The following is a 23,227-nucleotide window of genomic DNA, read 5'->3' on the forward strand; positions in this document are numbered from 1 at the left end:
ACCGAGAGTAGTCCATTGCTTGCAATTGGCACTAGTAGGAATCCCCGTCCTTTAGGGCGGGGAGGATGTCAAAGCTATCTATTCTTGAAACTAGGTTTGAGCGTGATTTATAGATTGAAAATACAATTTTTCCTGTTCTACTTGTTAGCTCGCAATTCAATTTCTTGATTGACTTGACCATAAATCATCATAGTAAAGACCACAGTTCCCCCTAAAATGTTACCAAAACAAGTTGGGAGGAGAAAGGTAACAAAGTAGTCATAAAGTGAAGCGTCTCCTTGGAACACTAAATAAGCAATTTCAGCAGAACCTACAATTACATGCGCAAAATCACCTAATGCAATCAAATAGATAAAAAAGAAGATCATAATAAATTTACCACTGTTCACTGATGGCATCATCCATACAACGGAGGCAATCAGAATCCCAGCAGGAATCCCTTTTAAAATATTTTCTGATATGCTCATGTGTTTTACGTGCATGGCGATTTCATGCATTGCACTGACAAACTCAGGGTTGAATACCTGATGATTTTGTAAAAATAATGCCGCCAAAGCGGTACCAATGAGATTAGAGAATAATACGATAGACCATAAGCGTGAAACAGCAGTTACTTTTCGCCATGTTAATGGATTAAATAAAGGAACAACGGTAGTAATGGTATTCTCAGTAAAAAGTTGCATTCTCCCTAAAATAACTAATAAAAAGCCGACTGTGTAGCCCATATTAGTTACTAATGGCGCCCAAGGTTCATTAGGAACATAAGCAGTAAAAATGGCTTTAAAGACAAATGAAAATGTTACAACTAGCCCCGCAGTAATGCCCGAAAAGATAAGTGCTTTTGTTGGGCGGGTAAGTTCTTCGATTCCATCTTGGCGAATAATTTCATACAGTAAACGAGGACTTAAACGTTCATACTCTTCAATCGCCATTTTATCTCGGTAGGAAAGTGTTGAAGTATCTAATTCTGATTTCATTGAGTTTCCTCCTTTTTTGAATAAGTTAAAGATTTAATATCTGGATTTCACATAAGCGGCGTATTCTAGCATAAATAATATAGGCGCTAACAAATTTCTTGGAAAGAAACTAGGCTTCACAACAGGAATACTCTATAATTGCCGATTTCTGATGTGATTTAAGATTAAAATTGATATGTTTGAAATAAACCCAATTAAAAATAGAATTAGCGATATTGGCGAAAGAACCCTAGCGCTTAGGGGGTATCTTTGACTTTGATAGCAAGGTAGAGCGTTTAGAAGAAGTCAATGCGGAATTAGAACAACCTGATATCTGGAATGATCCAGAGAAAGCACAAGCGTTAGGTAAAGAACGTTCTTCATTGGAAGCTGTTGTCAATACTATTAAAGATCTACAACAAGGTTTGGAAGATGTCGACGGCTTGCTAGAACTTGCGGTAGAAGCCGATGATCAAGAAACGTTTGATGAGGTGCTCGTTGAGTTAGATCAGTTAGAAGCAAAACTCGCAAAATTGGAATTTCGCAGAATGTTTAGTGGCGAACACGATAGCGCGGATTGTTATGTGGATTTACAAGCGGGATCAGGTGGAACGGAAGCGCAAGATTGGACAGAGATGTTATTGCGAATGTATTTGCGTTGGGCTGAAAGCAAAGGCTTTAAAACGGAATTAATGGAAGTTTCTGATGGTGATGTCGCAGGCATTAAATCCGCTACCATTCGTGTCAGTGGAGAATATGCTTTTGGTTGGTTGCGAACAGAAACAGGGATTCACCGCTTAGTGCGCAAAAGTCCTTTCGACTCAAATAATCGTCGTCATACGTCATTTAGTGCGGCGTTTGTTTATCCTGAAATAACCGATGATATTGATATTGAAATCAATCCAGCTGATTTGCGGATTGACGTGTATCGTGCATCAGGGGCAGGTGGGCAGCACGTTAATAGAACGGAAAGTGCGGTGCGAATTACCCATATGCCAAGTGGTATTGTAGTGCAATGTCAAAATGACCGTTCGCAACACAAAAATAAAGATCAAGCAATGAAACAATTAAAAGCTAAATTGTATGAGCTTGAATTACAAAAGAAAAATGCTGAAAAGCAAGCGCTGGAAGAGAGTAAATCAGACATTGGTTGGGGTAGCCAAATTCGCTCATATGTGCTTGATGATTCTCGCATTAAAGATCTGCGTACCGGTGTAGAAAACCGTAACACACAAGCTGTATTAGACGGTGATTTAGATCGCTTTATTGAAGCAAGTTTGAAAGCTGGATTGTAAAAAATAATTGAGAAATAAAAGGTATAACTATGTCAGAACATAATCAAGAACTTGATCTAAATGGTGAAATGTTAGTTCGCCGTGAAAAATTAGCAAGTTTACGCCAAAAAGGAAATGCGTTTCCAAATACGTTTCGTCGCGATAGTCTTGCGGGTGATTTGCATACTTCTTATGCAAATGAAGAGAGTGAAGCGTTAAAAGATAAGGAAATTCCTGTTGCGGTAGCGGGACGTATTATGACGCGCCGTAAAATGGGAAAAGCAAGCTTTATTACCATTCAAGATATGAGCGGTAAAATCCAACTCTATGTTGCCCGTGATTTATTGCCTGAAGGTGTGTATGAAGAAATGATGGCGATGTTAGATCTCGGGGATATTGTTGGGGCGAAAGGGACATTATTTAAAACCAAAACTAATGAATTAACGGTGCGTTGTACAGACATTGAGTTGCTGACTAAAGCATTACGCCCATTGCCTGATAAATTCCATGGTTTATCGGATCAAGAAATGCGTTATCGCCAACGTTATCTCGATTTGATTAGCAACGAAGAGTCTCGCCGTACTTTTGTGATTCGTTCTAAAGTGATTGCGGGTATCCGTGAATACTTTATTGGCAAAGGTTTTATGGAAGTGGAAACTCCAATGTTGCAAGTGATCCCAGGTGGCGCATCGGCACGCCCATTTGTAACGCACCATAATGCCCTTGATATTGATATGTATCTGCGTATTGCACCAGAACTTTACTTAAAACGTTTAGTCGTTGGTGGATTTGAACGTGTATTTGAGTTAAACCGTAATTTCCGTAATGAAGGGGTTTCTGTTCGCCATAACCCAGAATTTACAATGTTGGAATACTACCAAGCCTATGCGGATTATCATGATCTAATGGATAACACTGAAGAACTATTGCGTAAATTGGCGTTAGATATTTTAGGTACAACTATTGTTCCTTATGGTGAATATGAATTTGATTTCGGCAAACCGTTTGAGCGTATTACGATGCACGAAGCCATTCTAAAATATGGTGCGGATAAAGGGATTGTAAAAGAGGATTTATATGATCTTGAAAAAGCAAAACAACTTGCAACAAAACTTGGCATTGAAGTACAAAAATCTTGGGGCTTGGGGAGTTTAGTCAATGCTATTTTTGAAGAGGTTGCAGAGCATCACTTGATCCAACCAACTTTCCTAATGGCGCACCCAGCCGAAATTTCGCCATTAGCGCGTCGTAATGATCAAAATCCAGAGGTAACTGATCGTTTTGAACTCTTTATTGGTGGACGTGAAATTGGTAACGGCTTCTCAGAATTGAATGATGCTGAAGATCAAAATGAGCGTTTTGATGCACAAGTGGCAGCAAAAGAGGCGGGTGATGATGAGGCAATGTTCAAAGATGAAGATTTTGTGGTGGCATTAGAACATGGCTTACCGCCAACAGCAGGAGAGGGATTAGGGATTGACCGCTTAGCGATGTTGTTTGCTAATGCTGCTTCTATTCGTGATGTGATTCTCTTTCCAGCGATGAAACATAAGGCATAATTAAAAGAAAACGAAAAGCTGCATTTGTAAAAAGTGCAGCTTTTTTTATACCATTCGTTTAGGTAAGCCATAGTATATAATTTTATTTCCTCTATTCACTTCACACTTTTTCGTATTATTCCTCGCTCTTTTGTCATATTTACTTATTTTTACCTTGCGGAACAAGGAGGAAATATGCGACGACTATTATTGGGATTATTGAGCATGATTTGTATCTTACCTGCTCAAGCGAAAGAATCAGTGATGTTATTAAATGAATATCGTGATCAAGATCTGCAAGGTTGGGTAATGAGTGAGAAATTAGATGGCGTACGAGGTTATTGGAATGGTAAACAATTAATTACGCGACAAGAGAACCGTTTATTTCCTCCAGATTACTTTATTAAAGATTTTCCTCCATTTGCGATTGATGGCGAATTATTTAGTGAACGAGGGAAATTTGCAGAGATTTCTAGTATTACTAGAAGTTTAGAAGATAAAGGGTGGTATAAATTAAAACTATATGTCTTTGATGTCCCAGAAGCACAGGGGGATTTATGGCAGCGTTTATCTGTATTACAAGATTATTTAGTTAAACACCCATCTCCTTATATTGAAATTATTCCGCAATTACCGATTGAAAATAAACAAGCTGTTTTTCAGTTTTTGGATCAGGTAGAAAAATTAGGCGGTGAGGGTGTGGTAGTACGAAATCCAAAGGCTGAATACTTAACAGGACGTAGTAATCAAATTTTAAAACTTAAACGTCATCAAGATGAAGAATGTACAGTTATCGCACATCATAAAGGTAAGGGGCAATTCCATAATGTAATGGGATCGCTTACTTGTGAAAATTATCGAGGACAATTTAAAATCGGTTCGGGGTTTTCTCTTGATGAACGAGCTAACCCACCACCGATTGGGAGCGTGATTACTTATAAATATCGTGGTGAAACGGCAAAAGGGAAGCCGAAATTTGCAACCTATTGGCGACAACGAGTTACGACTCAACCAGTTGATAATGGATTACAAACAGTTGATCCGTATTAGGGTAAATTTCTTGAATGACTGTTTTCAACTCACTCAGCGTCATATTTTCTTGTTGTGCGTGAGTGTCTGTTAATTCCTGAAAAGAAATTGCCGTTATGGCAAGAATTTTGATTTTAGCAAACCATTGATGTTGTTCAAAAGTAAATACATCAACAGTGCTACCAATAGTGAAATCTTTTTCACTTGCATCACGAATGGTAATGGTTTTGCTACCATTTAAAATATTTGCTTGAAAACGTTGATAAAAAGTAATCTCATTAAGCATATTATTTTTTCCGTTTTGGTAGTTTTTCCACCCAAGACCAATTTTTATCTTCTTGGTAGTCAAAAATAGGTAAACTTAAACCAAAGCGAATGGCAAGCAAGCGAGCGAGGAAACCCGCTAAGAGAGTAATTAATGTAATTGCATCAGGTGGAAGGCTGGTTTCTTGTAACCCAATATAAACAGCGGTTGCTAAGAAAGCGATACTTGCATATAACTCTTTTTGAAACACTAATGGGATACGGTTACAGAGTAAATCTCGTAAGACACCACCAAATGCGCCAGTAATAATGGCTGCAACAGAGGCAATAATAAAACCATGCCCCATATTTAACGCAACTTGTGCGCCGATAATAGAGAAAACAATTAAGCCCAACGCATCTAAGATTAAGAAAACTGCTTTTAAATACCGCATTAATGGTGCAATGATAACGGTTAATACGGCAGCACCAGCGACAATCGCAATATATTCAGGGTGTTTCACCCACCCTAAAGGATAGTGCCCTAACAATACATCTCGTACAGAACCACCGCCAATAGCGGTTACAGAGGCAATAATAATGACGCCAAAAATATCCATTTTTTCTCGACCAGCTGCTAATGCACCAGTAATTGCTTCAGCAGTGATACCAATTAAATAAAGAATGGTTAGTAACATAAGTAGTGTATCTAGTTAGAGGTAAAGATTAGATTGTACTTGAAACGGGGATTATTAGTGAAATATTTTCTCTTAAATCGTTGCTAAATCACTTTTGTCTAAAAATAAAGCGTTTAAATATTCAGCAGTTAAAATGTTATTTGATAACGTTAATAAAAAAATTAATCACCATTAATAATTTCAGATAACAAATAAACTGCTTAAACGAAAAAATCTTTTCATGTTTTTATTCTGATAAATGATGAAAAAATAGTTTTTTATAAAGATTTTATATTTTCAATTTATTGTTTTTTAGATTGATCTACTAAATTTTTTATGATTTTATTTAAAAACACTAATTATTATTTAGAGAATTTACTATGAATACAATAACAACGACGAATAATAAGCAATATTCTACGGTGAAGAGCCGTTTTTCTGCATTAGGACCTGGTATTTTAATGGCTTCTGCAGCAGTGGGCGGCTCACATCTTATCGCGTCGACTCAGTCTGGTGCAATTTATGGTTGGCAACTAGCAATTATTATTATTTTAGCTAATTTATTCAAATATCCATTTTTCCGTTTTGGGGTGCAATATACCTTAGAAACGAATAAAACTTTATTGGAAGGATATAAAGAGAAAGGTGTATTTTATCTTTGGATTTTCTTTTTATTAAATATTTTTGCCACCATGATTAATACTGCAGCAGTTGCCTTGCTTTCTGCTGTGATTTTATCATTTGTGATTCCATTGCCTGTGCCAATGTTAAGTTTGACAGTACTCATTGTGAGCCTCGCTATTTTATTGTTAGGACAATATCGTTTATTAGATGGATTATCTAAAATTGTCATGATCTGTTTAACGGTGGCAACGGTATTAGCTGTTATTATTGCTGCTTTTCGTGGTGGTGTTGCACCAACTGATTATGTGAGTGAAAGCCCTTGGCAATTAGGTGCTTTAGCCTTTATTGTTGCCTTGATGGGGTGGATGCCTGCACCAATCGAAATATCTGCAATTAATTCAATGTGGGTGGTGGCAAAAAAACGTATGGCGAAAATATCTTATCGCGATGGGATTTTTGATTTTAATGTTGGATATATTGGTACAGCTATTTTAGCCTTAGTCTTTCTTGCATTAGGTGCATTAGTACAATATGGTTCAGGTGTCCCCGTTGAAATGGTAGGTGGTAAATATGTTGCGCAACTGATTGGTATGTATTCTTCTACTATCGGGGAATGGGCAAGGGGATTAATTGCTTTAATTGCTTTTCTTTGTATGTTTGGTACAACATTAACAGTCATTGATGGGTATTCACGTACTAATGTAGAAAGTTTACGATTATTGCTTAATCGAAAGGGGACTCGAGCAACCTATTTAAATATTGCCTTTGTTTTAGCAACATTATCGGGTGCAATGATTATTTTCTTCTTTAATAATGCGTTAGGACCAATGTTGAAATTTGCAATGATTGCATCATTTGTTGCTACGCCAGTTTTTGCGACATTAAATTTTCTTTTGACTTTAAAAGGTGGTAAACATCAAGTTAAAGGTGGATTATATTGGCTTGCTTTAATTGGTTTATTGTATTTAACCATGTTCACATTATTTTTTATTATTTATCAATTAGGGTTATTTAATTAACCTAATACTTGATATTTAGTTACTAAGGCAGTAATTTACTGCCTTTTTTATTGGATAATTTTAGGGATAGGTTATGCAGAAAATTCGGATTTTATTTATCTGTTTAGGGAATATATGCCGTTCACCAATGGCAGAATTTATTTTTAAAGATAAAGTAAAAAAAGCAAATTTAACAGAGCAAATTTTTGTGGATAGTGCTGGAACAGCAGGGTGGCATAGTGGTGCAGGAATGCATTGTGGTACTGCTGATATGCTAGATTTACATAAAATTGAGAATCATGGGTTTCGTAGCCGACAAGTTACCAAACAAGATTTGCAACAATTTGATTATCTCATTGGTATGGATAATAGCAATATCAATGAGTTAGAAAAGCTATTTGGATATCAACCAGAGAAAATTTTTAAAATTACAGATCTCTGTTCATGGTTACCAAAAGATCATATTCCTGACCCTTGGTATACAGGGAATTTTACTGAAACATATGAATTATTAGAGAGTTGTTGTGAAGCATTATTAGTGAAAATAAAGCAACAATTAAAGTAAAGTGTGATGTTGTTCACAGTAGCCCAGAAGGAAAAACGCTATATTAATTATGAACAATTATCCAGAGGAGAAAATTATGTTTCCAGAATACCGTGATTTAATTAGCGTATTAAAAACTCAAGATAAACATTTTGCTAAATTGTTTGATGAACATAATGAGCTTGATCATAAAATTCAAAATATGATAAATAAAATTGACTATGGTACTCACGAAGAAATTGAAACGTTAAAGAAAGTAAAATTACGTTTGAAAGATGAGATGTATGTTATTTTGAAACAATATGCTGAAAGTAGATAATCTGTAATAAATATAGTTGTTTTATGCAAAAGAAAAGGCACTATTGTTAGTGCCTTTTTATTTGTCATCATTCTGGTATTTACACCGCGCCGATCCAGTTTGGTAATGCTAGAGAGATTGCTGGAATATAGGTAACCGCAAGTAAGAAAGTTAACATCAATAATAACCAAGGCGTTGCCGCTTTAATAACTTGTGGTAAAGATAATCCAGTGATTGCAGAGGATACAAATAAGTTAAGACCAACTGGTGGGGTAATCATACCAATTTCCATATTCACCACCATAATAATACCAAGATGAATTGGATCAATACCTAATTGAGTAGCAATAGGGAATAAGATTGGCACTAAAATTAAGATAATTGCAGATGGTTCCATAAAAGCACCAGCAATAAGTAATACTATGTTTACCATAATTAAGAACTGCCAACCTTGTAAATCCATTTCGGTAACGAGCTGAGTAAGTTGTTGTGGTATTTGTTCTGTAGTTAAAACGTGTGCAAACAACATTGCGTTAGCAATAATAAACATCAACATAATGCTGAGTTTACCTGCTTCTAGTAAGACTTTTGGACACTCTTTTAATTTGATGTCTTTATAGATGAAGACTGAAACAAAGAATGAGTAAACTGCAGCAACTGCAGCAGCCTCAGTTGGTGTGAATGCGCCACTATAAATACCACCAAGGATAATCACCATTAAGATTAGTCCCCAGAAAGCCTTTCTTGCTGCTCTGAACCATTCACTTACACTTGCACGCGGTAATGCAGGAAGATTTTTTAAACGAGCAACAATATAAATTGCGACCATTAATACCACACCAAGAAGTAATCCAGGTACTACGCCAGCCATGAATAAACGACCAACAGAAGATTCAGTTGCCGCAGCGTAAACCACCATGACTACAGAGGGTGGAATTAAAATACCGAGTGTGCCTGCGTTACACACAATTCCCGTGCCAAATGTAATTGGATAACCAGAACGAACCATTCCTGCAATAGCGATTGAGCCAACAGCGGCAACTGTTGCTGGGCTTGAACCTGAAAGTGCAGCGAATAGCATACAAGATAAAACCGATGCAATCGCTAATCCTCCACGGATATGTCCAACAGTTGCATTTGCAAAGTCAATCAAACGGCGAGCTACACCACCTGTTGTCATAAATGCACCAGCGAGAAGGAAGAATGGAATCGCTAACAAAGTATAGTGTTCAGAAGTTTCAAATAACTTGATTGCAACGGAGCTAATAGAATCTTGGCTAAATAGAATAATGACTAAAGAACCAGATAATCCTAATGCGACAGAAATAGGTACACCAATAAGCATTAAGAAAAATAAACAAGCAAATAAGAAAATAATAGTCATAATTACTCCTCAGCTCCATCTGGCTCTTGTAACTTGATTGCATCTTTAGCTTCATCTGCTAAACCGAGATCATTTTGCTTGCCTTGTAATAAACGAATAAAGATTTCAATAAAGCGAGCAAAAATCATGAAGTAACCAATAGGAATGATCATACCAAGATGCCAAAGTTGGATACCAAAATGCTGCAAATCTTCTGCACCGATATTTGCAATAAGTAATGCTTGCACCCATTCAACACTTGCAAACATAATTGTGCCAGCATAAATTAAGCAAGCCAAACAAGCAAAAATACTGATGTATCGTTGAGTTGGCGTGGAGAATTTTTTAACGATAGCATCAATTCCAATATGACCCGCAGTACGAACCCCATAAGAGGCGCCAAAAAAGATTAACATTGCAAAAAAGAGTTTAGTTAATGCAACACTCCACGTCATTTCCTGTGCAACTGTCATACAAAAGGTTGCAACTGGAATTAAAACTGATTCAAGACTAGGATAAGTATCCGCCAAGTCATAGAAAGGGGTGTAAAGGTTATTAAACATGACATAAACGAATGTAACCAACGTCATTAACGCGAGAGAAAATGCAATCATAAACTCCTCAAGTTTTCCCCAGAGGTAATTAAATTGTTGCATAGATGCTCCTTACAAACTTGAGCAATCAGTGCGGTAATATATACCGCACTTGAGAGTCGAACGATTATTTATTATTAGATTCTTCAGCTGCTTTAATTAAATCAGCACCAATTTTATCTTCAAATTTTTTCCAAACAGGGCGCATTGCTTCACGCCATTCTTTTCTTTGTTCTGGTGTTAAGGTAATAATTTCCGTTGTTTTAGCATTAAGAATATGTTGTTTATCGGCAAGATTAAATTCGTGTGATTTTTTATTTACATCATCGCTAACAATGTCCATAATTTCCATTAAACCAGCGCGTATATCTTCTGGTAAATCCTCCCAAAATTTACTGTTCACGATAACCATATAAGAAAGTAAACCGTGGTTAGATTCGGTGATATATTTTTGTACTTCATTGATTTTTTGAGAGTAAATGTTTGAGTATGGGTTTTCTGCACCATTAACTACGCCAGTTTGTAGACCTTGGTACATTTCTCCAAATGCCATTTTACGGGGTACCGCATTTAGTTGTTTGAATTGTGCATCAAGAACTTCTGAGTTTTGTACACGGAATTTTAAACCACGAGCATCTTTAGGAAGTACAAGTTTTTTATTTGCAGAAAGTTGTTTAAGGTCATTATTCCAGTAGCCTAAACCAACAATACCTTTATCTTTCATACTATTGAGTAGACTTTTTCCTGCATCACTTTTTTCAAAACGTTGTACAGCTTCAATATCATCAAATAAGAATGGCAAATCAAATAATTGGATTTTTGGGGTATATTTATCAAATTTAGCAAGTGATGGAGCTAACATTTGTACATTATTTAATAAAAGCGCCTCCATTTCCTTACCATCGCCATAAAGAGAAGAATTTGGGTAAACCTCTACTTTGACTTTACCTGGGAATTTTTCTTCAGCTAATTTTTTGAATAATAATGCTCCTTGTCCCTTAGGTGTATCATCTGCTACAACATGAGAAAATTTGATAATAATTGGTTCTGCAGAGAATGCTTTTCCAGCGAAAAGAAAGCTGAATGCAGCAACAGTAGCGAGAACTTTAAACATTGTTTTTTTCATAAGTCTTATCCTCTTAATATATGAGTGTGTTTTTGACGGTATTAATAAGATTATTTAAATGCTAAATTTTAGTAAAGCAAATTTTTTTAAAAAGTTGATCTTATTCGCAAAAAATTAATAGAAATTTAATAAAAATAGGGAGAAATACAGATTTAATGTAACAAAATAACTATTTTTTTATGTGGAAATAAAGAAGAGATACGAGTAACACTATAAGGTCTTTAGAGGGTACAACGGTACCCTTTTATTAATTAATGGCAAGATTTTCTTTTTGATTGTGTACCACAGCGACAACAATTACCACATGCACCATTTTTACTTCGACTCTGTTTAAAGTGATAACCTAAATAGGCTATTGCTCCAATAAAGAAGACGATAACAATAAGATACTGAATCATAGTCCAATTCCTTGTGCAATATGATAGGTGGCATAGGCAAAGGTATAGGCTAGGATAGATAAATATAGCGTAATCAGTAGGGTTTGTCGCATTGATTTGGTTTCCCGTTTAATTACGGCTAATGTCGCCATGCACATTGGTGCATAAACATACCATACAAGAAAAGATAATGCTGTTGGAATGCTCCAATTATGGTGTATTAATGGGATAAGAAATTGCTGGGCAGCTTCTTCTGAGATCTCTCCAACCGCATAAACGGTACCAAGAGCGGCAACCACTACTTCACGAGCTGCAATGCCTGGAATCATGGCAATACACATTTCCCAAGTGAAGCCAATGGGTTGAAAAATTGGTTGAAGTAGATGTCCTAACATTCCAGCAAAACTGTAATCAATCGCTGGGTTAGTTGCTTGTTCAGGTGCAGATGGAAAGCTAACTAATACCCATAAAATAATGCTAAGTGCAAAAATAATGGTTCCCGCTCGTTTTAAAAATGCACTTATTCGTTCCCATAATGTGATGAAAATATGCTTAAAGTTAGGCATTCGATAAGTAGGTAATTCCATTAATAAAGGAAATTGTTTTACTTTGCCTTTTTGTTTTGCAAATAATTTTAGAATAAAAGCAATAAATCCTGCCGAAATGATTCCCATTGTATATAAGGCAAATAACGTTAATCCTTGAAGATTAAAAATTCCCCAGATTTCTTGATTTGGAATAACTGCAGCGATGATGAGGGCATAAACGGGCAGCCTAGCAGAACAAGTTAATAATGGCGTAATAGCAATAGTGGCTAGCCGTTCACGAGGATCAGAGATTGTTCTTGCCGACATAATAGCGGGTACAGCACAAGCAAAACCAGACAGTAAAGGAATAAAAGAACGTCCAGATAAGCCACTTCTTGCTAAGAAACTATCTAATAAGTATGCGCCACGAGGCAGATAACCTGAGTCTTCTAATATGAGTAATAGCGCAAATAAAATAGTAATTTGCGGTAGAAATACTAATACACTACTCACCCCAGCCACGACTCCCTCAACAAGGAGATCTCTTACAATACCTTCTGGTAAAGTATTAACTAACCATTCAGATAACCAGCCAAATCCTTCTTCAATTAATCCCATAAAGGGTTCAGCCCAAGCATATACAGCCTGAAACATTAAAAGAATAATGATTGCTAAGGTAAACAATCCCCATATTGGGTGTAAAAAGATCTTATCTAATGTTTTGTGCCAGTGAGGTAATGCATTAATGTTTTCTACTGTTTCTGCAAGAAGTCGATCAACTTCTGCAAAGAGTTGATTGCTATTGAGATTATTGGTAATTTCCTCTAATTCTAACGTGGTTTTCTGTATAGGGGTGGCATCGGTAATAAGTTTTTCTATTGCTTGTTTAATGTTTTCTTGCCCTTTTTTATTGATAGCAATCGTACTAATCACAGGAATACCAAGGTGCTCACTCATTTTTTGCGTATCAATTTTTAAACCACGCGCAACAGCAACATCATAAAGATTGATCGATATTATCATTGGCAACCCTAAAGCTTTTAGCTCAAGTGCCATACGTAATGTCATACGTAAATTTGTTGCATCGGCTACCGCAATAATGGCATCAGGGATCTTACCTAAATGCCCCAATAATACATTACGAGAAACTTCTTCATCTGGGCTTGTGGTGTGTAAGCTATAAGTGCCAGGTAAATCAAGAATGGTAATATTTGGATACCCTAATAGCGTTCCCTCACGCCTGTCAACGGTTACACCTGGATAGTTAGCAATCCGTGCATTAGAACCCGTTAAGGCATTAAATAAAACAGTTTTCCCACAATTTGGTGGACCAATTAAAGCAAAATTAAGATGACTTGTCATAACCTATTACTTTACATAACAAAGAATTTTTTCCGCTTCCGCTCTGCGTAATGAAAATTGTGAATGATTATCAAGGCGCACAACATAGGGCCCTTTTCCGAGTAACCCTTTAGCAATAATCGTAATCGGACGATTTAACGAAAAACCTAAATCAGCTAATCGCCGACTTACTGAGGGATCTAATGCACCAAAGGCAGGGTTATCAATAATATCTTTGATATAAGCCTGTTGATGTTTGGCTAATTGATGAAGAGGATAAATAGACATAAAACGGCTTCCTATACTCTCATTACATTCCGTTACTTTATTCTAAATCTAAATAAGAAATATTCTTAACATTGTTTACTGGAAAGTGATTTTAACGAACAATCAGCGTATGTGGTTTGATGTATATCAAGTTAATTTTGAATGATGCAGAATGCTAATAAATATATTGTTTATTAACAAAAGTAATGAGTAAAAGGGTGGTAACCTAACTACTGGTGAGTTAGGTTATATTGAGTGGTTATTGTAAGTTTTCTTCTTGCTGGAACGCTAAAGAAATTGCGAGGCTTTGCACTAAATTCATGGTTGAGCATTGTGAGCGGAAACCATTGATATGCGCTTCTTTAATGACAAAAGCAATATCGCTAAAACTCACTAATGGGCTAAGTTGACTATCAGTAATGGCGATTTGTTTAACACCAGCCTGTGCCACAGAATCCAAAATATTCAGCGTTTCTTTTGCATAAGGTGCAAAACTAATTGCGACGACTACATCACCAGGCTTGATCAGATTCAGCTGTTCTTCAAACATTCCACCGAGACCATCAATGATATAAGAACGGCGATTGAGATGGTGGAGCGCATAATTCAAATAACAAGCAATACTATAAGAACGTTTTAAACCAATGATAAAAATATTATTGGCATTGTCTAATAATTTCACGGCATCATTGAGCTGTTTAATATCTATGTTGGTGGCTAGTTGAGTTAATGCAGTCGCGTTAGCGTGTGAAAATACGGCGAGAATATTTTCTGGGCTATTTTGTTCAGTATGATCGGTATCCATTTTATGGAATAATTCAGCACGTTCTTTGTAATCAGCGGTTGACTCCATCAAGCTTTCTTTGAATACTTGTTTCATTTCATTAAAACCACTGAAGTTAAAGACATTGGCGAAACGAATTAAGGTTGATGGAGGAACTTCAGCACGTTCGGCAATAATGGCAACCGTATCAAATACTACGCTGTTGGGGTTATCTAAGATATATTTTGCGACTTGTTTTAACCGTTTACTTAGGCTGTCATAACGTTCTCTAATTTGAGTTTCTAACTGTTCAACTTTGATCGATTTATTCATAATTCTATGTATGATGAGTGAAATGTAATCAATATTCTAGTGGTATTCCAATATTTTGAAAAGAAAATTTCATTTTTTTCTATTACGGTATAAATGATAAAAAATAAGGTTATTTAGATTTATCACCTAAAATCCCTTGAAATCTACTACTTTTCCCCAATAACTAGGGGCGTGTTTTTATAAAAAGGATAATTATTATGTCGAATCCATTACTTAATCCACAAGGATTACCTGAATTTTCAAAGATTAAATTAGAACATATTCAACCTGCTATTACTCAATTAATCCAACAATGTCGAGATACTGTTGAACAGGTTCTAAAACAAACTACCTTTACATGGGAAAATTTTTATCTTCCACTAGCAGAAGTTAATGATCAGTTAAGTAAAGCTTGGTCGCCTGTTTCGCACCTAAATGCTGTCAAAAACAGCCCAGAATTAAGAGAAGTTTATCAAGCTTGTTTACCGTTATTGTCAGAATACAGTACGTGGGTTGGGCAACATCAAGGGTTATATCAAGCCTATTTACAATTAAAAAATAGTGCGGAATTTGCGACATTAGCAAAAGATCAAAAGAAAGCGATTGAAAATAGCCTGCGTGATTTTGAATTATCTGGTATCTCTTTACCAGCAGAGCAGCAACAACGTTATGCGGAAATTGTCGCTCGTTTATCTGAATTGAATTCCCAATTTAGCAATAATGTTTTAGATGCCACCATGGGGTGGGAAAAGGTCATTACTGATGTAAATGAGTTAGTAGGATTACCAGAAAGTGCCTTGCAAGCAGCAAAAGCCTCAGCAGAAAGTAAAGGGCTTGAGGGGTATCGCTTTACGTTGGAATTTCCAAGTTACTTACCTGTGATGACATATTGTGAAAATCGTGCATTGCGTGAAGAAATGTACCGTGCATTTACGACACGAGCGTCAGATCAAGGTCCGAATGCGGGTAAATGGGATAACTCGGCAATTATGCAAGAGATTCTCACTTTACGTCATGAATTAGCGAAATTATTAGGGTTTTCCACCTATGCTGATTTATCACTTGCGACAAAAATGGCTGAAAGTCCTCGCCAAGTATTAGATTTCTTACAAAATTTAGCCCATCGTGCAAAAGCTCAAGGGGAAAAAGAAGTTGCTGAGTTACAACAGTTCTGTCAACAACATTTTGGTATTGATGAACTTGCTGCATGGGATATTGCTTTTTATAGTGAAAAGCAAAAACAAGCGCTATTTGCGATTAATGATGAAGAATTACGTCCCTATTTTCCAGAAAATCGAGTATTGGCGGGATTGTTTGAAGTGGTTGCACGCATTTTCAAGATTAAAGCTGTCGAACGTTTTGATGTGGATACTTATCATTCAGAAGTACGTTTTTTTGATTTAATTGATGAAAATAATGAAGTCAGAGGAAGTTTTTATTTAGATTTATATGCGCGTGAACATAAACGTGGTGGTGCATGGATGGACGATTGTATTGGGCGCAAGCGTAAACGAGACGGCTCGTTACAAAAGCCTGTAGCTTATTTAGTTTGTAATTTTAATCGTCCGATTGGCGATAAACCTGCATTATTTACCCATGATGAAGTAACAACCCTTTTCCATGAATTTGGGCACGGGATTCATCATATGCTGACGAAGATTGAAACAGGTGATGTATCAGGCATTAATGGCGTACCATGGGACGCTGTCGAATTACCAAGTCAATTTATGGAAAATTGGTGTTGGGAAGAAGAAGCCTTACAATTTATTTCAGGACATTATCAAACGGGCGAAGCCTTACCAAAAGCGAAATTAACACAATTAATTAAAGCGAAGAACTTCCAAGCAGCGATGTTTATTTTGCGTCAATTAGAGTTTTGTTTGTTTGATTTCCGTTTGCATTATGAATTTGATCCGAACAAAGGTGAGCAAGTCGCGACCATTTCTGCGGAAGTGAAACAAGATGTTGCCGTGATCAAAACACCAGCATGGGTCAGAACACCACATAGTTTTAGCCATATTTTTGCAGGGGGGTATGCTGCAGGGTATTATAGTTATTTGTGGGCAGAAGTCTTGTCAGCAGATGCTTTCTCGCGTTTTGAAGAAGAGGGAATTTTTAATGCTGAAACAGGGAAATCTTTCTTAGATAATATTCTGACGCAAGGCGGCTCAGAAGAACCAATGGCGCTATTTAAACGTTTTAGAGGAAGAGAACCGAAGTTAGATGCTCTGTTGCGTCATAAGGGAATTACTGCTCAAGCATAATTTATATTTATATAAAGAATAAAAATGGCAGTCTCATGTGAGCTGCCATTTTTGTTTGCATGAATATTATTGCCAAATATTTGGTTTTACTTTCGCTGCTAATTTAGGATATTTTGCAACTTTAAACTCAGGCTCTTTGGTCGTTTTTAGTTGTGCTTGATAGTCTTTTAATAATAACCAAACAAATGGAGAGAGTAACAAAATAGCGATTAAGTTAATCATTGCCATGATACCCATAAAAGTGTCTGCCATATCCCAAACAAGCGCCATTTTTTGTACTGCACCGAAATAGACCATCGCTAATACTGCCATACGGAAAATGGTAATTACTGCAGGGTTATTTTTAATAAATTGAATATTACCTTCCGCGTAAGCATAGTTACCAATAATAGTAGAGAAAGCAAACATAAAGAGAATAATCGCTAGGAAATCTTTACCCCATGCGCCAACTTGGTGTTCAATCGCGAGTTGAGTAAGTTGCGCACCAGTAACCCCTGAGTTTATAGATTCCCCAGAAAGCAAGACAATTACTGCGGTTGCCGTACAAATAATAATCGTATCGACAAAAACACCCAACATTTGAATTAAACCTTGACTAACAGGGTGTTTTACATCTGCAGTTGCGGCGGCGTTTGGTGCAGATCCCATACCAGCTTCGTTAGAATAAAGACCACGTTTAATCCCGTACATCATTGCTTGGGAGAATACAGCACCGAAGAACCCTCCAGCTGCAGCATCAAAATTGAAAGCAGAGGAAAGAATTAAATTAATGGTTGCCGGTACCATACTGATATTGGCGAATAAAATGTAAATTGCCATACCAATATATAATAATGCCATGAATGGAACTAACATTTCTGCAATACGAGAAATTCTGCGAATTCCACCAAAAATCATTGGTGCGGTGAGAATAACTAATACTACACCAACAGCTTGTGGAGAGAAGCCCCACGCACCATTACTTGCTTCTGCTATAGTATTAGATTGCACAGCATTGAAGACAAAACCATAAGTTACGATTAGGGAAATCGCAAATAACCAACCGAACCAACGTTGTTTTAGACCAGCCGTAATATAATAAGCGGGACCACCACGGAAATGGCCTGCTAAATCTTTAACTTTAAACAGTTGTGCGAGAGAAGATTCTGCAAATGCACTACTCATTCCGAGTAATGCAGTAACCCACATCCAAAATACTGCACCAGGACCGCCCATTGTAATTGCGATAGAGACCCCAGCAATGTTACCTACACCTACACGGCTGGCTAACCCAGTAACAAAGGCTTGAAATGGCGAAATGGCGTGTTTGCGGTTGACATTTCTACCACCTAGCATTTCACGAATACTTTGTGGCAAAAGGCGGATTTGAACAAAGAAAAGGGAAAGCGTGAAATAAAGCCCTGTACCTAATAGAGTGATGATAACAATATTCCATAGAGGTTCATTGATTTGATTAATTAAGTTATGAAATGCTTCCATTCAGAATCTCCATTTTTATAGAATTGAAAAATGTATGAAACCATAACATAACCTAATCCTAAAAAGAATAATATTTTTGCAATATTTACTCATTAAATTTAGTTTTGTTATTTGTATCACAAAAGGATATTTGCTAATCAGACCATAATGGTAAGTGAATTTTAACTAATAATCCGCCTAATTCACTATGATGCGCAAGAATAGTCCCTTGATGTTGCTTTATGGTATTAGCTACAATAGCTAGCCCTAATCCAAACCCGCCAGATTCTCTGGTTCGGGCGGTATCAACTCGATAAAAAGGCGCAAAAATTTTATGGTATTCACTTGGATCTATACCATTGCCATCGTCTTCAATACAGATGATTAATTCATCTTGATTGATAGAAATAGAAATTTTAATTATTTCATTGCCATATTTTTTCGCATTTTGAATAATATTTTCTAATGCACCAGAAAGAGAGGAAGAATTTCCATTAATGAAATAGCTATAAGGATTTTTTATATTATTTTCAATAATTAACTGTTTTTGCGTGTCTTCCTCTTTATTCAATAATTCTATTTCAAATTTTGTATCTTCTATAACATCTTCCCAAATATCAGGAATAGGAAATATTTCACGTTCTAATTGATTATTAATTTGTTGACGAGAAATATTTAAAATATCTGAAATCATTTGCTCTAAGCGTTCGGCTTCAAGTTCAATTCTGGCTAATTCAGGTGTTTCTCCATGGCGACGGCGAATAATTGCTGCAGAGAGCTTTAACCGTGCCAATGGGGTTCTTAATTCATGAGATATATCAGAAAGCATTCTGTTTTGAGCATTTAATAAGTCTTCTAAGGCAGTAACCATCTGGTTAAAGCTTTTTCCTACAGCTTGAATCTCGACAGGACCTTTCTTTTCTAATGCTTTATTAATAATAAAATTCCCCATAGCAACATTATTTACCGCTTTACGTAACCTTGCTATTGGCGCAGTAATTTTATAGGAAAGAATTAATAATAAAGGTGCGGTAATAATGCTAATGATTAATAGCATTATGAGAGGCTTGTCAAAGAATACTTTAATAACAGGGTGTGTTGGCGGAACTTTTTTTATAAAATAACTATAATAAGTCGTTGATTTTTCACCCTCATAAGAAAGTTTAATTAAAAAAGGACCAATAATTTCAGATGTATCAAACTGCTTTTTTTGAGGGAATAAAGGGTTATCTGAATGAATAATAAATTCTTTTAAATTAGTGTAATCTTGATAATTTACACTCATGATTTTCCCTGCTTGATTGACCAAAGCAAATCTTAAATGTTTCTCTTTCGCTAAAGCTTCTATTTGCGATTGAAGGTGAAATGAATTGCTATCGTCCATTTTTTCTATCATAGAAAATATAATATTATTATAGATATTGACCTCTTGTTCTTGAAGCGTTGAATAATTTCTTGAGTCAAAAGAGGGTAATATAATTGCAATAATAAAGGAAATACAAAATATTAAAATAAAAAAGAGGTATATCTGACCTGTTAATGTAGAAAATGGTTTAAATAGTTTTCTTTTCATAAATAAATTGAATTAGTGATAAAAAAGCCCTCATTTTCAATATAAAACGAGGGCTTATTTGAATCATAAAAAGATTCTATTATTTGTCTGTAATTAAAAGATAACCTCTGCCTCGTAATGTTTTAAACCATGGTAGATTATCTGATCTTGGTGGTAATTTTTTACGTAAGTTTGACATATGCATATCAATAGCTCGGTCAAACGGCGTCAAGCGTTTATCTAAAATTTCAATAGATAGTAATTCTCTGGAGAGAATAAGTCCAGGATTACGAATCAGCATATGTAATAAAGCGAACTCTGTACCCGTCAATTCAAGGTCTTTTCCTTTATACATGACTTGTTGACGTCCTGGATATAGAATAATATCACTAAATTGTAGTGTTTTTGAATCATCAGCTGTATTGAGTTCAATATGATTACTACTTACTGGGCTATTAGTAATAGATGTTTTTATTCTACGTAAGATCGCTTTTATTCTAGCAATTAATTCTCGATCATTAAATGGTTTAGGTAGGTAATCGTCAGCTCCTAATTCTAAACCTAAAACTCTATCTACATCATCACCTCTAGCTGTTAACATTAAGACAGGTGTAGTATATTTTTGGCGAATTTGTTTTAATGTTTCAATTCCACTTAACTTAGGCATCATTATATCTAGTAAAATGAGATCAAAGCTTGGATCTAGTTTTCGTAATGCTTCTTCTCCATTATGAACGACTTCAACATCAAAACTTTCCATTGTTAAGACTTCAGTTAGTAAAGTGGTAAATTCAACATCATCGTCAACAAGAAGTATTTTTGGCATTTTTGCTGTCCCCATTTTTATAAGTAGCGCATATTGTATAGGAATCTAAGAACTAAGAATAGGCTACACAAAAGTAAATTTTGGAAAATCGCAGTGGTAAGATCAATTTTTATGTAGAAAAAAAGTCAAATTTGAAAAAATATAATTTTTTTAGTAAAAAGAATCCCATATTTATATGGGATTCATAATCTCTCTAAGTGATGCTTAATTAAAGCTGTTCAGCATTTTTCTTTAAGTATGCCGCAACACCATCTGGGTTAGCGCTCATACCTTCTTTACCTTTTGACCATTGCGCAGGGCAAACTTCACCGTGTTCTTCGTGGAACGCAAGTGCATCAACCATACGAAGCATTTCATCGATGTTACGACCTAATGGAAGATCATTAACAACTTGATGGCGAACAACACCATTTTTGTCAATTAAGAAAGAAGCACGTAATGCCACGCCTGCTGCTGGGTGTTCAATACCATAAGCTTGAGCGATTTCGTGTTTAACGTCAGCAACCATAGCAAACTGAACTTCACCGATACCGCCTTGATCTACAGGGGTTTTACGCCATGCGTTGTGGGTAAATTGAGAATCGATAGAAACACCAATAACTTCAACGCCACGTTTTTTAAACTCTTGATAGCGGTGATCAAATGCAATGATTTCTGATGGGCAAACAAAAGTGAAGTCTAAAGGCCAGAAGAAAATAACTGCAGATTTACCTTCGATATGTTTTTTAAGATTAAAATTATCAACGATTTCACCGTTACCTAATACTGCTGATGCAGTAAAATCTGGTGCTTGACGTGTTACTAATACCATAACTATCTCCTTGTGAGTATCTAATTAACGATTAAGATAAAACAACGAAGTTTTCATATTAATCCGTTGTTTTGACGAAGTAAAAGATATCGCTTTCTATCGAAAATATACAGTTGTTTTTATCTATCAAATCAATTAATGTTGAACGATATATTTACCAAGCGAGGTTTAATAATGGTAACGCAAATACAACAAAAAAACACCAAACTTATTCATTCAGGTCGTCATCATCGAGTTACTCAAGGGAGTGTTAACCCTGTTATTCAACGCGCATCATCGTTGGTTTTTAATAGCGTATCAGAGAAGAAAGTGGCGACCAAACAACGAGCAAAACAAGCACTTTTTTACGGACGTCGTGGCACGTTAACACATTTTGCATTGCAAGATGTGATGTGTGAGTTAGAAGGTGGTGTAGGTTGTTATCTCTATCCTTGTGGTGCAGCAGCGATTAGTAATAGTTTATTAGCATTTGTCCAGCAAGGTGATCATATTCTGGTAACGGGTGCAGCATATGAACCAACACAAGAATTTTGCCAGATTATTTTAAAAAAAATGGGGATAGAAACGACCTTTTTTGATCCGATGTTATCGGCAGAAGAGGTGGCAGCATTAGTGCAAGAAAATACAAAAGTTGTCTTTCTTGAAGTACCGAGTTCATTAACGATGGAAGTTGGTGATATACCAGGAATTGTGCAAGCGGTACGAGCAAAAAATCCAGAGTTAGTGATTATGTTGGATAATACTTGGTCAGGCGGATTGCTATTTCCAGCATTACAATATGGGATTGATATATCTATTCAAGCTGGAACAAAATATTTAGTCGGGCATTCTGATGCAATGATTGGGACAGCGGTAGCTAATGAACGTACATGGGATCAACTGCGAGAACAATCTTATTTAATGGGGCAAATGGTTGATGCAGATACGGCGTATATGACGGCAAGAGGGATTCGCACATTAGCTTTGCGTTTAAAACAGCATGAAGAAAGTAGCTTAAAAATTGCCAAATGGTTAGCAGAACAGCCAGAAGTGAAAATTGTTTATCACCCTGCATTACCAAGTTGTCCTGGGCATCAATTTTTTCAGCGTGATTTTAAAGGGGCAAGTGGATTATTTTCCTTTGAATTACAACAACGTTTAAACGATGAACAAGTAGCAAACTTTTTGGATCATTTCCAACTGTTCTCGATGGCGTATTCATGGGGTGGTTATGAATCATTGATTTTAGTGAATCAGCCAGAAGAAATAGCACGAATTCGTCCAAATATTCAGCGCAAATTAACAGGAAGTTTAGTGCGTATTCATGTCGGTTTAGAAGATCCTAATGATTTAATTCATGATTTAGCAGCAGGATTAGCAAGGATTGTGTAAAACATTATGACTAGGTTAAATAAGAGAACGAAAATAAATTTTTCGTAATTTTAATGGTAACCCATGTACAAAAATGAAAGCACAACTTGTTTTGG

At 36.1% G+C, this 23,227-nt stretch carries 22 protein-coding genes; 8 read left to right on the plus strand and 14 right to left on the minus strand.

Features of this window, described 5'->3' with window-relative positions; translation table 11 throughout:
• Nucleotides 1-137 precede the first annotated feature (137 nt).
• Entirely contained in the window at nucleotides 138-977 is an 840-nt protein-coding gene (locus ACFFHK_RS06155) for a formate/nitrite transporter family protein (RefSeq protein ID WP_382370616.1), read from the minus strand.
• Between the two features lie 175 nt (nucleotides 978-1,152).
• On the opposite strand from ACFFHK_RS06155, the gene prfB reads away from it, so the two are divergent.
• From prfB to ACFFHK_RS06170, 3 genes are all read left to right on the plus strand, one after another.
• Nucleotides 1,153-2,251 (plus strand): peptide chain release factor 2 gene (gene prfB / locus ACFFHK_RS06160; RefSeq protein WP_382370618.1). Its coding sequence is split into 2 segments (ribosomal slippage): nucleotides 1,153-1,227 and nucleotides 1,229-2,251, totalling 1,098 coding nucleotides; the frame shifts between segments, so codons are not numbered across the junction.
• A gap of 29 nt (nucleotides 2,252-2,280) precedes the next feature.
• A complete protein-coding gene (gene lysS, locus ACFFHK_RS06165) occupies nucleotides 2,281-3,789 on the plus strand; it encodes a lysine--tRNA ligase (protein ID WP_382370620.1) in 1,509 nt (502 codons plus the stop codon).
• A 174-nt stretch (nucleotides 3,790-3,963) separates the two neighbouring features.
• Nucleotides 3,964-4,818 (plus strand): DNA ligase, encoded by an 855-nt coding sequence (locus ACFFHK_RS06170; RefSeq protein WP_382370622.1) that lies wholly within the window; start codon nucleotides 3,964-3,966, stop codon nucleotides 4,816-4,818.
• Here the strand turns inward: ACFFHK_RS06170 and yqfB are convergent.
• Together yqfB and ACFFHK_RS06180 are read right to left on the minus strand one after the other, a co-directional pair.
• Nucleotides 4,769-5,083, minus strand: coding sequence for a N(4)-acetylcytidine aminohydrolase (yqfB, locus tag ACFFHK_RS06175; protein WP_382370623.1), 315 nt, complete (start codon nucleotides 5,081-5,083; stop codon nucleotides 4,769-4,771). The genes ACFFHK_RS06170 and yqfB overlap by 50 nt on opposite strands.
• A 1-nt stretch (nucleotide 5,084) precedes the next feature.
• Nucleotides 5,085-5,738: a trimeric intracellular cation channel family protein gene (locus ACFFHK_RS06180; RefSeq protein WP_382370625.1), complete on the minus strand. Its 654-nt coding sequence runs from the start codon at nucleotides 5,736-5,738 to the stop codon at nucleotides 5,085-5,087.
• Nucleotides 5,739-6,097: 359 nt separating this feature from the next.
• Between ACFFHK_RS06180 and ACFFHK_RS06185 the strand changes: the two genes are divergently transcribed.
• The 3 genes from ACFFHK_RS06185 to ACFFHK_RS06195 all read left to right on the plus strand — a co-directional run bounded on the left by ACFFHK_RS06185 (nucleotide 6,098) and on the right by ACFFHK_RS06195 (nucleotide 8,202).
• Entirely contained in the window at nucleotides 6,098-7,360 is a 1,263-nt protein-coding gene (locus ACFFHK_RS06185) for an NRAMP family divalent metal transporter (protein WP_382370627.1), read from the plus strand.
• A gap of 73 nt (nucleotides 7,361-7,433) precedes the next feature.
• Nucleotides 7,434-7,904, plus strand: a complete 471-nt coding sequence (locus ACFFHK_RS06190; protein ID WP_382370629.1) for a low molecular weight protein-tyrosine-phosphatase — start codon at nucleotides 7,434-7,436, stop codon at nucleotides 7,902-7,904.
• 76 nt (nucleotides 7,905-7,980) lie between these two features.
• A complete protein-coding gene (locus ACFFHK_RS06195) occupies nucleotides 7,981-8,202 on the plus strand; it encodes an HP1242/YdcH family protein (protein WP_382370631.1) in 222 nt (73 codons plus the stop codon).
• 79 nt (nucleotides 8,203-8,281) lie between these two features.
• On the opposite strand, the gene dctM is transcribed toward ACFFHK_RS06195, so the two are convergent.
• From dctM to ACFFHK_RS06230, 7 genes are all read right to left on the minus strand, one after another.
• Nucleotides 8,282-9,565 (minus strand): C4-dicarboxylate TRAP transporter large permease protein DctM, encoded by a 1,284-nt coding sequence (gene dctM / locus ACFFHK_RS06200; protein WP_382370633.1) that lies wholly within the window; start codon nucleotides 9,563-9,565, stop codon nucleotides 8,282-8,284.
• Between the two features lie 2 nt (nucleotides 9,566-9,567).
• A complete protein-coding gene (locus ACFFHK_RS06205) occupies nucleotides 9,568-10,200 on the minus strand; it encodes a TRAP transporter small permease (protein ID WP_382370635.1) in 633 nt (210 codons plus the stop codon).
• A 64-nt stretch (nucleotides 10,201-10,264) separates the two neighbouring features.
• Entirely contained in the window at nucleotides 10,265-11,263 is a 999-nt protein-coding gene (locus tag ACFFHK_RS06210; protein ID WP_382370637.1) for a TRAP transporter substrate-binding protein, read from the minus strand.
• Nucleotides 11,264-11,514: 251 nt separating this feature from the next.
• The gene (locus ACFFHK_RS06215; RefSeq protein ID WP_382370639.1) at nucleotides 11,515-11,661 is read right to left on the minus strand and encodes a FeoB-associated Cys-rich membrane protein; all 147 of its coding nucleotides are present in this window, start codon (nucleotides 11,659-11,661) and stop codon (nucleotides 11,515-11,517) included.
• Nucleotides 11,658-13,529: a ferrous iron transporter B gene (gene feoB, locus ACFFHK_RS06220; protein ID WP_382370641.1), complete on the minus strand. Its 1,872-nt coding sequence runs from the start codon at nucleotides 13,527-13,529 to the stop codon at nucleotides 11,658-11,660. The genes ACFFHK_RS06215 and feoB overlap by 4 nt, the downstream gene beginning before the upstream one ends.
• A gap of 6 nt (nucleotides 13,530-13,535) precedes the next feature.
• Entirely contained in the window at nucleotides 13,536-13,796 is a 261-nt protein-coding gene (locus tag ACFFHK_RS06225; protein WP_382370642.1) for a FeoA family protein, read from the minus strand.
• Between the two features lie 238 nt (nucleotides 13,797-14,034).
• Nucleotides 14,035-14,871 carry a MurR/RpiR family transcriptional regulator gene (locus ACFFHK_RS06230; protein WP_382370643.1) on the minus strand — a complete coding sequence of 279 codons (837 nt, stop codon included), beginning with the start codon at nucleotides 14,869-14,871 and terminating at the stop codon, nucleotides 14,035-14,037.
• Nucleotides 14,872-15,068: 197 nt separating this feature from the next.
• Here ACFFHK_RS06230 and prlC point away from each other — a divergent pair, with 197 nt between their 5' ends.
• Nucleotides 15,069-17,114: an oligopeptidase A gene (prlC, locus tag ACFFHK_RS06235; RefSeq protein WP_382370645.1), complete on the plus strand. Its 2,046-nt coding sequence runs from the start codon at nucleotides 15,069-15,071 to the stop codon at nucleotides 17,112-17,114.
• Between the two features lie 66 nt (nucleotides 17,115-17,180).
• Here prlC and ACFFHK_RS06240 read toward each other — a convergent pair whose 3' ends face one another.
• From ACFFHK_RS06240 to ACFFHK_RS06255, 4 genes are all read right to left on the minus strand, one after another.
• Entirely contained in the window at nucleotides 17,181-18,593 is a 1,413-nt protein-coding gene (locus ACFFHK_RS06240; RefSeq protein WP_382370647.1) for an alanine/glycine:cation symporter family protein, read from the minus strand.
• Between the two features lie 133 nt (nucleotides 18,594-18,726).
• Nucleotides 18,727-20,145, minus strand: a complete 1,419-nt coding sequence (cpxA, locus tag ACFFHK_RS06245) for an envelope stress sensor histidine kinase CpxA (RefSeq protein WP_382370649.1) — start codon at nucleotides 20,143-20,145, stop codon at nucleotides 18,727-18,729.
• A gap of 79 nt (nucleotides 20,146-20,224) precedes the next feature.
• Nucleotides 20,225-20,950, minus strand: a complete 726-nt coding sequence (locus ACFFHK_RS06250; protein WP_382370651.1) for a response regulator — start codon at nucleotides 20,948-20,950, stop codon at nucleotides 20,225-20,227.
• Nucleotides 20,951-21,158: 208 nt separating this feature from the next.
• The gene (locus ACFFHK_RS06255; protein WP_382370653.1) at nucleotides 21,159-21,761 is read right to left on the minus strand and encodes a peroxiredoxin C; all 603 of its coding nucleotides are present in this window, start codon (nucleotides 21,759-21,761) and stop codon (nucleotides 21,159-21,161) included.
• Nucleotides 21,762-21,935: 174 nt separating this feature from the next.
• Between ACFFHK_RS06255 and metC the strand changes: the two genes are divergently transcribed.
• The gene (metC, locus tag ACFFHK_RS06260; RefSeq protein WP_382370655.1) at nucleotides 21,936-23,132 is read left to right on the plus strand and encodes a cystathionine beta-lyase; all 1,197 of its coding nucleotides are present in this window, start codon (nucleotides 21,936-21,938) and stop codon (nucleotides 23,130-23,132) included.
• The last annotated feature ends 95 nt before the right edge of the window (nucleotides 23,133-23,227 follow it).

It is taken from the genome of Gallibacterium trehalosifermentans, assembly GCF_042433055.1.
Classification (GTDB): domain Bacteria; phylum Pseudomonadota; class Gammaproteobacteria; order Enterobacterales; family Pasteurellaceae; genus Gallibacterium; species Gallibacterium trehalosifermentans.